A 13212-nucleotide genomic window follows, 5' to 3' on the forward strand; every position below is an offset into this window, starting at 1 on the left:
CCTTCTCCCGTCAGAACGGGAGAAGGAGAGAGAGGTGAGTTGGTGAGCGAGATTCACTTATCGGTGGCGAGTTCCCGGACGAGTTTTTGCAGGCTCTCCTGGATCTCTGCGGGGGCCTGCTTGATCTGTTGTCTGTAGATGAGCTGTGTGGCCGTCAGGAGTTTTCGTGCCACGGTGCGATCATTGGCGGCGACAAGCAATTGCACAGTATCGATACGAAGTGCGAGAAATGCGGCAGAACCTTTATCGAGCCTGGCTTCGGCGGCCTGCAATCCCTTGACGACTTGAGCTAACTGGGCTGGATCGAGCGTGGTGCCGATGGCTTGCAGCAGTTCTCGTCGTTCGGCTGGACGATCTGCCACCTGTGGAATCGTTAACAGAGCCCACTGGCTCGATCGTTTGGAATCGCTGCAGACCTTCCAGGCACGGGTTAACAGCAGACCGGCTCGTCCAGATTCCTCAGGAGTCCAGTCTTTGGAGAAGGATTCGAGTCGTTCGGCTGCCTTTTGGATGAGCACCTGCAATTGTCGCTGGCGGGTGAGATCGGGTGTCGCCATGAGTTGAAGAAGACTATCGAGAACTGCGGCTGCGATTGTTGATGACGGAAGGTTTGCCGGAGTGAGCAGTTTTTCTGCAGCAAGGACATCCGGGCCACTGGCGATGAGGAGAATGCGGGCCTGTGTTTGTAGGGCCTGAAACTTTTGAGTGGTAGGTTCGTGATTGAGCCGGGTGAGTTCTTCATCGGCAAGATGCAGAAACTCTTCGGCATTGGCAATGGCGGGTGGTGATTGCCGGACAGCGAGCCAGGCAGCTCTGACAAGGAGTTCAATTTCGCCCTCAGGAAGGGGTTGTTGAACGGGACGATCTTTGACGAGTTGCTGCACCTCGTTCCAGACTTGTGCGGCCTGGGCTGGATCTTTTGGAGCCAGATCCAATTGGTGTTTCTCGAAGAGATCGAGAAGCGCGAGTCTGGCTGTGGTCGAAAGAGGACTGGTGGGAGCGATCTGCCTGAGCCAGTTTTTCGCTGCTGTCCAGTTCTGTTGTTCGATGGCGAGTAACGCTAAGGATTTGAGGGCTTCGTCGCCGGCGGGCTGACCAGAGAACTGTTTGGCATTCTGGAGGAGTGCTGTCTGAGCGGCAGCTTGATGTGCGGGTGTGGGTTCTGTGCGGGCAATTTGTCCTAATGCCCAGGCCCATAAGATGGCTGCCTGACTGGTGTACTTGTTCGACTTTTCCATGCCGGCAACTTGTTCGAGCAGGGTCGCTGCCAGAGAGTAGTCCTGGAGTTCGACAGCGATCGAGCCAGCAATAAAGCCAAGTTCAGCGGCTGCATTGAGCCGCTTTTGAGAGATCGAGGTTTCAAAAGCCTGTTGATATTGGGCGAGTGCTTCGGCTTTTCGTCCGTCGAGATAGGCTGACCGGGCCTGTTGTGTGGCCTGAGCGAGTTCGGGCCCGAGTTCCTTGATGATATCGGCCTGATGCAACCAGCGGTCGGCACGATCCCACCAGACGGTTCCCAACTGCTCGCGGATACGCGTCAAGGAAAGTTGGATCTCGGCTTGAAGTTCATCAGCCAGCATGGTCTGGCCTTGTGATGCAGCGAGATCGCGGGCACCAACCAGCGCTTCGATCTGGAGTTGCCAGATGGGGCCAGAAGGATTGTTGTTGGAAGCTTTGAGTTGACGGAAGAGTTCCAACGCCTGGTCGTAATTCTTTTGAAGTAAGGCCAACTCCATCAGACCCGAGGTACGCTGCTGCTCGTGAAAGGGAGAGGGGGCGGGCTTTAAAGCAGTGAACATAGCCATGGCCCGTGTGGTTTCGCCGCGAAGCAACACCGCTTTGGCGAGAATCAGTCGCCCTTCCCACTGGAGAACTTCCGAGGTGTTTTGCGTCGAAAGTTGACGCGCCAGACTCTCGGCTTCGAGCAAGTCATCGATCCGTTCGGATCGTTTCGGGTCAGCCAGAGAAGAGGCTGCCAGATACATCTGCGCCTGGCGAATCGTCAACAGGCTGTCGATTTGTCGGAGCTCGGCCAGTGAGGGTGCGGCATTTCGATCACCGGTCTGTTCAGGGTTCGGTTGTCGTGATTTGAAGAGTGGTTGCAGACGTTCGCGAGCTTCTCGTAAGGCGCCGGCCGCAGTATGCAATTGCTCGCGGGTCTGGGAGGAACTGCTGTCATCTCGGGAAGCGGCCCGTGCATCGGCATCAGTTAACTCAGCTTTGGTCGCGACGATGAAGGCCAGCTCGGCATTGAGCAACAATTGCATGGCGGGTGTGGGCTGTTTGCGGATCTGATCATCCAGCAGGCGGCGGGCACGCTCGAGCAGTTCATCACGTTCGGGATTCAAGACCCATTGGGCGTGTGCCACGAATGTCTGAGCCAACTCGATGGTCGTGCGGCTTTCGGATTCAACTCCCTGGCGCTTCTGCTCCAGGCGTCTGAGTAAGACTTCTTCAGCCGTGGAGAAGAGGCGACGCTCTCTCAATCCTGCGAAATAGCGAACGTCGGCATCGTCGGCATCAAGTGGCAGAGCACTGAGCCCTACGGAAGATAGAACAAGGCCAGTGATCAAAGCGATTCGCAATTGTGATACGAATCGAAGCTGAAAAAGTCGCGTTGAAGTGTGAAGAAACATGCTTGCCCAAAGCTGCAAGCATGACACAGTTTTTGGGTCAAATGTCCTCATATGTACCCGGGGTTTATGACACTCATCACTCATAGCGAACATGCTCTCGAGTCAGGAAAACAAATCGCGGATGCATTTGTGCTGACGTCACCTTGGAACTGGGGGCGGATGAGGACATCCGACCCCAACCACCCCGGTAAAGACCACGCCCTTCCGCACTGTTTTGATTTTTGGGGCTCCAGGGGCGTGCCACCCGTTGAAGGAGTGGCGCAAAGGTTGTGATCGAGAACTTAGGGAGCGGTGGCGGGTTTGGCTTTTTCGAGCTCTTTGAGTTCGAGTTTGCGAATGGCGGCTGTGGATGTAAACGAGCAGACGCCGAGAGGTTTGGAGGGGGCGACTTCGATGCGAATGGAGAGTTTGACATCTTTGAGAGGCTGTTCAATGACCTGTTCGCCATCGATCCAGACGACGATGTTGTCATCGGTGACGCGCAGTTTGATCGCGTACCATTTATTGTTTTCGAACGAGCGGTGAGTGCCGGTCTGGTTCTCGGAAGCATCCATGCCGTCGATGCTGGAGAGGCCGACGAGGCCGCCGCCCCAACCTCCAATAATGAGGCTGCAGGGATCTTCTTTGACGGGGAACGTGAGGCCGCAGAAGAAGTCGCTGCCATCGACTCGCATGGCTTCGATCTGAATTTCGTAGTTGGAGGTGGGGAGTTTGGGGCCATGCCAGGTAACGCCAGTGAGTGGTGAACCGACACCCAGCATCAGTTTTCCATCAGCGACGGAGACTTCTCCTTCGCCGCCGAACTCTGTGGACTTCCAGTTTTTGAGAGTTTTTCCATCGAAGAGAGCGGTTAATGGAGGAGCTTTTGCGTTGGCTGGCGGGGCGGGTTTTTCATCGCAGGTGGTTTCGTTGAGCAGAGCCTCTTCGGGAGATGGTTCGGGTTGGGCAGTGGCATCGTCACCGACGAGATCAGGCACAGCGGGAGGCGTGGTCGGTTCTGCGGGAGTCGTCGAAGAAGCTGCGGGAGCGGGAGAAGTTGCGGATGCTCCCAGCGATGGCGACTGGTCGTTCGCTGGAGTTGTGGGTGAAGGTTTCATCTCACTGGCTGGTGCGGATTGGTCTGTTAATCCGACATCAGGAGCTGTGGAGGACGGGTTGGATAGTGTCGAAGTGGAGACGGCATCCGCTGTCGTCGTTGCTTCCACGTTGGTCGCTTTCCCTGAGGGCAAAGGGGCCATGGGCTGACAGCCTGGCGTCGGCAACAAAGTGGCAATGAGTACCCAGGCTGCCATGTGGTGCTGGAAAACCTTCGTTATGGGGAAATGCGCGAAAGTCAGATTCGAACTGTTGGTTGTTGAACCGATCCACAGGTTACGCATGGCGACTGATCCGAATAATGGCTGGTTCTTTTGAGAGCTCTCGGATCATAGCAGAAGTGAGGGTCGGTATGCTGCTCAAAAGTGTGGCGGTCGCTGGGGGATGATTGAAGGTGGGTCGCGCGAAGGCGCGAAGAGAAGGTTGGAAGTGTTGGTGGGCTGGGGGGACAGTAACGTGGTTTGACGCTGGGGACTTGCGTGAGGAGCACTGCTGGCAAGCCAGCAGTGGCACCCGATGAACCGGCAATAGCAGGCGATAAACCGGCAGTAGCAACCAATCAGCCAGAAGTGGCACGCTATGAACTCGTAGTGGCACACGAAGAGTTCATAGTGGTATACGGCGAGATTCACGCGAAGGCCATCACCCGGTGTTTAGCAGGTGGGGCGATCATACGTGTGTAGTCTTCCAGAGCACCAGAAGCGACGTCGGGTGATAAGAGGCCCGTGCGAACCAGAGCACCCATGACCGTTCGTGGATCTTCCTGCTGCGTCGCCAGTACGAAGACGGTTTCTGTCGCGGTCATCAAGCCGAGTCTCACAGCGACGGCACAGAACCGATCGCCCGTAACTTCCTGATGTTTGAGAATGCTGTGCAGTTCGGCAATGTCAAGATAGCCCATCCGCACGGCAAGTTCGCCGCACTGGACATGTGGAGTCTGGCAATCGAGCAGGACACGAGAGATCGACGGGACATCGAGCAATCTCTGCTGGACGAGCCAGCGGCTGAAACGTGTCTGAGTAATGAGTTGCTGGAGCTGGCGGTCGCGTTCATCCATGACGTGACGAAGAATCGTGCGATTGCGTCCATTGCGTTTGGCTTCGTAGAGACATTCATCGGCAACGGCAATCAGGCGGTCACCAATACCGGTTTCGCCTCGACGAGGAATGGCAATGGCAGCACCCACACTGACTGTGATTTTGACAGGTGTGGAGCCGAAGCGGAACGCCTCTTTTTCGACGTTCTCGCGAATACGCTCGGCCAGTCGTTCGACACCTTTTTCGGAAGGCTGGCTGACCAGGACAACAAATTCTTCGCCACCAAAGCGAGCGAGTGTATCGGCGACGCGAACGGTTTCGGAGAAGATCTGGGCCACACGCTTGAGAACCTGATCACCAAACTGGTGACCAAAAGTATCGTTCACGTTCTTGAAATGATCGACATCGATAAAGATGACAGCCAGCGGCTGGGCAGCCCGCACACAGCGATGAACTTCTCGAAGGAGAACTTCATCGAAGAATTTGCGGTTATGGACGCCGGTGAGCGGATCATGCAGCGCCTGCTGCTGCAATTCGCGATTACGCGTTTCGAGTTCGCGCTTCTCCTGCTCGGCGACATGCTGCCGGATGGAGGCCTGGGTGCTGGCGACATGTTCACGCAAAGCGAGTTGTACGAGTTGTTCGTTGGCCTGAATCATCAGGTCGGCAGAGTTTTGCAGATGAGAGAGACTGACGTTGAAGAGTTCGGCGGCCTGTCGGCAGCGTTCTTCAATGTTACTGAGGAAGACAACCAGGTCGTCTTCTGTCATCTCCAGGCAATGGCTGGAGATTTCGCGGAGGCTGTGGAGTGCGAGACCTTTATTGGCCGTGCAGAAATAATCGGCGGCGGCGGCACTGAACGCCATGGCGTTCAGCAGCCGGGCGTTGGGATCGGTGCCCAGTTCGAGGACTTTTTCGAGGGGAGCATGATGAAAGGCAGCTGCATGGATAATGCCTTCGGGCAGCTTCCAGAGTGTCATCATCTGCTGAGCGATCTGGACGTGTGTGAACCCCAGACGAGCTTCTTCGAGTTGCGATAGAGTCGTTCCGGGAAGTTTGGCTTCTTCCAGAACAGGAATGTACTCGTTGGGAATAGTTTTGAGCATGGCGAGCCGGCCCAGTTCGAGCAGCAGGCCGGTGAGGAAGTATTCTCCGCGTTGTGCGGGTTCAAGTTTCTGGCCAATCAGTTCGGCAGTGGCAGCCTGAACGACGGAGTGAACCCAGAAGTTGCGATAATGTTCGGCTTTGGGGCCAGTCTGGAGAGATTCATCTGTGAGAGAGAAGCTGAGTGCTAAAGAGGTGGCGACGGTTGTTCCCAGGATGGAAACAGCGCGATCCATGGCTTTGACTTCGCTACGCACACCGAAATAGCTGGCATTGGCGGCTTTAACCAGTTTGGCACTGATGGCGGGATCGAGTTTGATGGTTTCGACGACATCTCGAATTTCTGACTCTGGATCACGCACGATTTCGAGCAATCGGACAGCGACAGCCGGGAGAGTGGGGAGTTGAGCAGAATTCCAGATACGTTCAACGGGAATCATGTTGGGACCTGTGGCAAATCGAGAACCGGAATTGAAAGCCCGCCAGTGGCAGATCCTGATGATTGATCAGGAAACGAATCTGGCAGATCGTAAAGATCATTTGAAGAGGAGCTAACATGCGGCGGGAAGTCTCCTCGCCTGGCAAAATCATTCGAGTTAGACGTGGCAACCAACCCAGCGTTCGAGTTTGTCGCGCAGGCCATCCGGAGTGAACGGCTTGACGAGGTAATCGGAAACACCGGCTTGAATGGCGAGCACCACACGAGCGCGTTCGGCTTCGGTGGTGATCATGATGATCGGGATCGTCGTGTTTCGCTGGCGGATCTCTTTCAGAAGAGTGAGACCATCCATATTGGGCATGTTCCAGTCGCTGAGCACGATGTCGAAGGTGTGCGCCTCGAAGGCGGCCAGGGCCTGCACACCGTCTTCGGCTTCGACAATGTCGTTTACATTGAGCTTATTGAGGCAGCGCTTCTGGATGGTCCGCATGGTGCCTGAGTCGTCAACGAGCAAAACTTTCATCAGATGATCCTTAGAGGAGTCTGTTTAACGGGCAAATTGTCTGGTGCTTGAATCTCGTCGAGGCAGAACCTCAATCGATGGTTACGTCTACTGATGGTCACATGGTGTCAATGGCGTTGATGATTAGCTGGCAGGTTGAGTGTCGCCTGCTGAATTCATGGTTTACTTTACGGGAAGATTTGAGAAACCAACTTCGATGGTGAATGGCCCCAGATCGGAATCGAATGAGAGAACCATCGGGATGACGTTGGACGGAAAATGAACAGTATGGTCATCGCCTGAGACAACATTCGGAATGCTGATCAGTAACGAATACTTGGCGAGTTGGGCTTTGGCGTGGCCGGCGATCATGTTAGTGACTTCACCGACGGCATCGCAGACTTCGGCGTTGACTTGAGTGACTTCTGCTCCGACGAGACGGTGTAGAATTTCGATGGCTGTGGAACTGGTGAGATTGAGCACCAGAGTTCCTGCTGCCTGACCAGACAGGCCAATGACAGCACTGACACCACTGGAAGGTTGGCTGACTTCTGACGGGTCTGACCGGAGTGAGAGACCGGTGCGTGTGGCTGTCGCATTGAGCATCGTCGAGAAAACGGTGCGCGTGGCGGCAATCACAGGATTGACGTATTCGGCAGTCATACGGGATGTGGCGGAAGCAGTGACGACTGCAGACATGCAAAGTCTCCTCGTAGATGGGGCCTGGCCCCGACAGGTACGACAGAGCAAACTTAGTTCAGGAATTTGGAGGTGCTGCAAAAATGCAACGATGGATCGTTTTTTTGCGAGAGAACGAGGAGTTTTTCTGAAGCACGCCAAAGAGGTAACGAGGTTTATCACTGAGGCCAGACGGGTTTTGCCTCGTCGAGAGGGGGTTTCGAACCACTCGAGTTGCCTAGCGCAGTCAAAGGTTGGCAGGCAGCGCGTGATTTTCAGTTCCAGGCTTTTTGGTCAGAGGAAGTGCTCGAAAGCCGCCTGTTGGAGAGGATGTAACAGTGACATCTCGGGCGCTGCACATGTGGTGAAAATACGATGAGTGTTCGTCAATCTCCCCATGGCATGAGGTGTTAGCCTCATTTTTCTATGGGAGCGAAAATATCGACTGGAACTTATGCAGAAGTTGATAGATTAGCGGCGATGTTGCTTTCGCCGCGAACTGAAGTTTTGTGAATGAGCCTCCATTCATAAGTGTTTCTACCTGCAGTGAACACAATTGCTTAACAAGCTTGGAAATGATCATTACCCACTTGCTTCTGATGGATTGAGTCGAGGGTGTGAGATGGTTTTCTGAAAGTGGGCAATGCTGATTGTTCACTGCCACTTCAAGAGGAGTTTTGTCTGCCGCATGCTCAATGCGGTCGTGCAAATGTTTGAAATAGTTTCCTGGGCGGGGCTAACCATCTCGCAGCCAGCCAGGGAATCATGACGGGCCACATGTCTAACTATCGCGAGACTTTATTATGGTGATGTTGCCTCACACACCGCTGTCTTTCCCGGGTATTTCGTTTCCGACGACGAGTCATTCTGCTTCCTCAACAGTCACTGGCGTCCAAGCGGTGACAGATCATGCTGAATCCCTAGGGATGGTCACAGAGACAGCCCTGAAGGATGTCACAGATAAGCAGGAAACCCGAACTTCCGTCAGGCCCCATCGAGTGGGGAATCGTCTGGTGCGTGTCTATCTGGTTGATGATCATCAGATGATTCTCGATTGTCTTTCAGCTTATCTGACGGCTGACAGTCAGTTTGAAGTCGTCGGAAAAGCGACCAACACTGAACAGGCGCTGCTGGAAATTGCACAGATACAGCCTGATGTCGTGGTCATGGATGTGGAGCTGCCGGGTCGAAGCGTCTTCGATGTGGCCGAAACCTTGCGCACAAAAGCACATAGCGTTCGCGTGATATACCTTTCTGGTTACGCGAGTGATGTGCTTCTATCGAGGGCCCTGAAGCCTGGATGCTTTGGGTATCTGCTCAAGGGAGAGCCAGTCAGCGCTATCCGCCAGGCAATTCTTCGGGCGATTGATGGTGAGATGAGCTTTTCTCCGGAGATCCGGCAGAGGCTGGCACAGGATCCTGTTTCCCGCCGGTTTTCACTCCCGGCAGATACGCCGCTGACAGGCTTGACGGGGCGTCAGTTGGAAGTTCTGCGGCATCTGGCGAATGGCGCCAGCGTGAAAGAGATTGCCCGCCTGATGCATCTTTCACAAAAATCAGTGGACAGCCATAAATACAGAATTATGCACAAGTTGGGAATTCATGACCGGGTGGAACTGGCGCGGTTTGCCATTCGCGAAGGATTGACGAAGCCTTAAGATAACTGCCGGGGTTCTTTCCACTTGAGGGAATTCTGGCCAACACCCAGACTGACTGTTACGTTGAGTTTCATCGCTCAATCAGAGACTCCCACGATTTCGTGAAAACGAAATGGATCGGGAGTTTCACTTTTTCCGGCGGCTGAGAATGGTGTGAAAGCGTTGGGGTGATCAGTGATCCGGGAGCGAAAAACTTCTCGGGTGTCATTTCTTCCCGCTCAGTTGATGAATCTCATTGCCGTCGTTACCTTATAGAGTTCCGCGAAGAAGCGACGGAATATCTAACCCCTCACTGGGTGTATGAAGTTTGTCGTGGTATTCGAAGTTATTTGCGTAAATGCAGTTGAGGATAAGAGTTGTGACGACGGCTATCAAGTCTGCTCCCGACCGGACATCATTTGTCAAGCCCGCTGACGTAGCCCCTAAGTGGTTTGTCGTGGATGCGGAAGGTCAAATTGTCGGGCGTCTGGCAACCCAGATTGCGACAGTATTGATGGGCAAGCACAAGCCTGAGTACACACCCCATGTGGATACCGGCGATTATGTGATTGTCCTGAATGCTGGTAAGGTGCAGTTTACGGGTGGTGGAATGGTGCATCCTGAACACCCGGCCTTCACCACCAAGATGGCCAAGAAGAAATACTGGTGGGTCACAGGTTGGCCTTCGGGTTTGCGAAACATTCCAGCGATTAACCTCTGGGAGAAGAAGCCTGAAGAGATTCTGCGACTGGCCGTTAAGCGCATGCTTCCCAAGACTGCACTGGGACGTCACATGCTCGACAAGCTCAAGCTTGTTGAGGGGGATGTTCATCCTCATCAAGCTCAGAAGCCAGAGGCTTTCCCAGCTCACCTGATGCCATCCAAGGTTGTCTCGTAAATCGAATCGCCAGGTGATGAGGCGGTTCATGCTGCTGGTCGCCTTGACGAATCGCACAAGTTACCATTTCTGATCTCGAAATTTTTGAGAACGTTTCTGATATGTCAGACGAAATCACACTTGCCGATCCTACTGCTCCCGCCTCACCTGCCGGTGTCACCACTGGCTCTGAACTGACGCTCGGAAGCGAAGTGGTTGCTCCTGTTGCTGAAGTTCAGGAAGAGAAGGTTGTTCACCGTCGTGGTCGTATCGACCGGTTTGGCGTGGCGATGGGGACTGGTCGTCGCAAGACATCGGTTGCCCGTGTTCGTCTGAAGCCGGGCTCGGGTTCGATTACGATTAACGACAGAACCTTTGAAAATTACTTCCCTATTGAACGTGACCGCCTGAAGATTGAAGCTCCTCTTCGTGCCTGCGAAAAGTACGGCCAGGTTGACATCTGGGTGCGTGCTGAAGGTGGTGGTTCGACCGGTCAGACGGGTGCTGTGATTCTGGGTATTGCCCGTGCTCTCGACGTGATGTTCCCGAACCTGCATCAAACACTCGCTGATGGTGGCTACCTGACACGAGACAGCCGCATGGTTGAACGTAAGAAGTACGGATTCAAGAAGGCACGCCGCAGCTTCCAGTTCTCGAAGCGTTAATCGGGGAATTTCGAAGCTTGGTTTTGCCTCTTTGAAGAGAGAAATTTGCAGCCCTGGAAGATCTTTGATCGCCAGGGCTTTTTCTTTCAATCTGTCGCTGTTCTGGATGATGGTCCCACATGTTAAGGTGATATGCGACTATCGAACTCGGTACTGACAGTCGATTCCAGCTGGTGAAGTCGTCCATCTGTGGGATCTGAATGACCTGACAGTGAATGTTCGGTGCGCAGAAGAAAGCAAGAACACGTCGAGCAGAAGAGGAGGTCGATCATGTTCAGCGAACTCCTGCAGCCTGATCTGCGACTGATGCTCATGGAAGACGATCAGTACGGACTGCATGAGTTTTGCCTGGCACTTTATCCGGCTGTGGCAGCCGAAGTGTTGCACGGGCTGGTGCCGACCGACGTCTGGCGTGTGCTCAAGGCCTGTGATGTGGAGCGGCAAGCCGAGATTTTTGCGTTTATCGATCCGCCACAGCAATTGGAACTCGTCGATAATGTCGAGCGCGAGCATCTTTCCAAGCTGATTGAAGTGATGTCGGCCGATGACCGTGTCGATCTGCTGGGGCGCATGGATGAAGACCATGTCGAGAGTCTTCTCCCTTTGGTTGCCAAGGCGGAACGCGAAGAAATTCGCAAGATGCTCAGCTATCCGGAGGATTGTGCCGGTGCGATTATGACGACGGAGTATGCGTCGTTACCTGAAGATATTACTGTCCGGGAAGCGCTGGATCGTCTGCGGCAGCAGGCACCGGATAGTGAGACGATTTACTATATATACATCACGGATTCCAATCGTGCGTTGCATGGTGTGATTACGTTACGACAGCTGATTCTGGCGAGGCCGGGCCTGCGACTGGCCGATCTGATGCGTCGGGATGTGGTGGCTGTCAAGGTGAGTGATGATGCGGAAGAAGTGGCTCGCCAACTGGCTCTGTTTGACCTGATTGCCATTCCGGTCGTCGATGAAGAGACCCGGCTGGTGGGCATTATTACCCACGACGATGTGCTCGATCTGGTGCAGGAAGAAGCCAATGAGGATGCTTATCTTCAATCGGCTATCGAACCACTCGAGAACGACTATCTCGAGACGCCAGTCGTCACGATGGCGAAGAAGCGTGGGGTCTGGCTGTTGCTGCTGGCTGCTGTGGGGTTTATCACAGCCAAAGTGAATGAAGGTTTTGAAGGGGTGAGCAGTCGACATGACTGGCTGAGCTGGTTTTTGCCCCTGGTGCTGGCCAGTGGTGGTAATACAGGTTCGCAATCGGCCACTCTCGTGATTCGGGCAATTACCGTGGATCGATCAGCCACCCGACAGAAAATGCGTATTGCCAGTCATGAATTAATGACCGGTTTTCTGCTGGCCAGTGCGATGTCGGCCTTCAGTTTTCTGGCAGTGATGTTTCTCTTTGGCCGCAATCTGCAAGAAGCGATGGTCGTTGCCGGTACCATTGGACTGGTGGTGACGATGGGAACGTTGCTCGGTTCGGCACTCCCGCTGATCTTTGATCGCCTGGGGATGGATCCGGCATTAATGTCCAACCCGCTGATCTCTTCGTTGAGTGATATTCTGGGTGTCGTCATCTACTTCAGCACTGCAATCCTCATCCTTGAAATGCTGTTGTAAGCTCCAGGGGGCGAGGGTTTTTGCTACTTCTCCCGTTCTGACGGGAGAAGGTTGGGATAGGGGCGAGCCGTGATGTATTGGGTGGGGCATTAACGAGCTGATTCATCGCAACATGCTCTTCATCTCTGGCCAAAGAGCAGACGATTGGCGCTCCGGCGGAAGCGTTGGTGACTGTTGAAGATCGATGGAGAAGACCCTCACCCTGCCCTTTCCCACGAAGACGTGGGCGAGGGTTCCAGAGGTGGCTTTGAACTGATTGTCTCTCAGGGAATAACATCGCTGTGTTGGTGGCGAAAACATGCTTGCTCAGAGCCGCAAGCATGGCACACAGAGCGCTTCTATGTTTACAAAATGCATATTTGTTGGGCATGTCCGCGCAACAGAGCGGGATTGGGTAGAGAGGCTTCATCAGGGTGCACCTTGCAGGTGGGATCTTCCCGCCTGTGATTCCGGACCGAAGCTTCTCCCGTGGCTCGATCAGAGCCCATCCTGTGCGATTGACACCTCAAGGTGTCAATGGTGGGAGTACTGCTTGTGGGTACTTCCCCTCGAATTCGAGTGCTACGGTCAGTAGGGAACTGAGTCAGTGACGAACAGACTTTGTGATGCACTGAACGAAAATAGTCGCGAGCTGCATTCGGAAAAATCGACAGCGAATGAAGCTTGAACATAAGACGATTGAGAAATCGGGCTAGCTGGCAGTCATGACGGGCGAAGGTGACTTCGTTGGTCGTGGCTGTCCAGGATGGGCTGTGATTGAGGCTGGAATACGGATGACCCCTGACGACTTGTGAGAGTCGTTGGGGGTTGTTTTTTTTTGGTGGTTGGGAGTTGGTGTTTGGGGGTTGGGGGTTGGAAGAGCATGCTTGCCCAGAGCTGCAAGCATGGCACGAAATGCAAGGCAAGCTGCAACGGA

Annotated in this window: 9 protein-coding genes; 4 read left to right on the forward strand and 5 right to left on the reverse strand. The window is 54.1% G+C overall.

What is annotated here, in order from left to right:
• Window positions 1-53 precede the first annotated feature (53 nt).
• The 5 genes from PLIM_RS14740 to PLIM_RS14760 form a co-directional block, all read right to left on the reverse strand.
• Window positions 54-2636, reverse strand: a complete 2583-nt coding sequence (locus PLIM_RS14740) for a tetratricopeptide repeat protein (protein WP_041401853.1) — start codon at window positions 2634-2636, stop codon at window positions 54-56.
• A 281-nt stretch (window positions 2637-2917) separates the two neighbouring features.
• A complete protein-coding gene (locus tag PLIM_RS23035; RefSeq protein WP_052301592.1) occupies window positions 2918-3928 on the reverse strand; it encodes a 3-keto-disaccharide hydrolase in 1011 nt (336 codons plus the stop codon).
• Window positions 3929-4359: 431 nt separating this feature from the next.
• Entirely contained in the window at window positions 4360-6312 is a 1953-nt protein-coding gene (locus tag PLIM_RS14750; protein ID WP_013111126.1) for a sensor domain-containing diguanylate cyclase, read from the reverse strand.
• 156 nt (window positions 6313-6468) lie between these two features.
• Entirely contained in the window at window positions 6469-6834 is a 366-nt protein-coding gene (locus PLIM_RS14755; RefSeq protein ID WP_013111127.1) for a response regulator, read from the reverse strand.
• Window positions 6835-6996: 162 nt separating this feature from the next.
• Complete coding sequence (locus PLIM_RS14760; RefSeq protein ID WP_013111128.1) at window positions 6997-7512, reverse strand: chemotaxis protein CheX; 516 nt, start codon at window positions 7510-7512, stop codon at window positions 6997-6999.
• A 905-nt stretch (window positions 7513-8417) separates the two neighbouring features.
• On the opposite strand from PLIM_RS14760, the gene PLIM_RS14770 reads away from it, so the two are divergent.
• The 4 genes from PLIM_RS14770 (at window position 8418) to mgtE (ending at window position 12296) form a co-directional block, all read left to right on the forward strand.
• A complete protein-coding gene (locus PLIM_RS14770; protein ID WP_148227132.1) occupies window positions 8418-9149 on the forward strand; it encodes a response regulator in 732 nt (243 codons plus the stop codon).
• 337 nt (window positions 9150-9486) lie between these two features.
• Complete coding sequence (rplM, locus tag PLIM_RS14775) at window positions 9487-10026, forward strand: 50S ribosomal protein L13 (RefSeq protein ID WP_052301593.1); 540 nt, start codon at window positions 9487-9489, stop codon at window positions 10024-10026.
• Between the two features lie 101 nt (window positions 10027-10127).
• Window positions 10128-10670: a 30S ribosomal protein S9 gene (gene rpsI, locus PLIM_RS14780; RefSeq protein ID WP_013111131.1), complete on the forward strand. Its 543-nt coding sequence runs from the start codon at window positions 10128-10130 to the stop codon at window positions 10668-10670.
• Between the two features lie 270 nt (window positions 10671-10940).
• Complete coding sequence (gene mgtE, locus PLIM_RS14785) at window positions 10941-12296, forward strand: magnesium transporter (protein ID WP_013111132.1); 1356 nt, start codon at window positions 10941-10943, stop codon at window positions 12294-12296.
• The last annotated feature ends 916 nt before the right edge of the window (window positions 12297-13212 follow it).

This window comes from Planctopirus limnophila DSM 3776, assembly GCF_000092105.1.
GTDB lineage: Bacteria > Planctomycetota > Planctomycetia > Planctomycetales > Planctomycetaceae > Planctopirus > Planctopirus limnophila.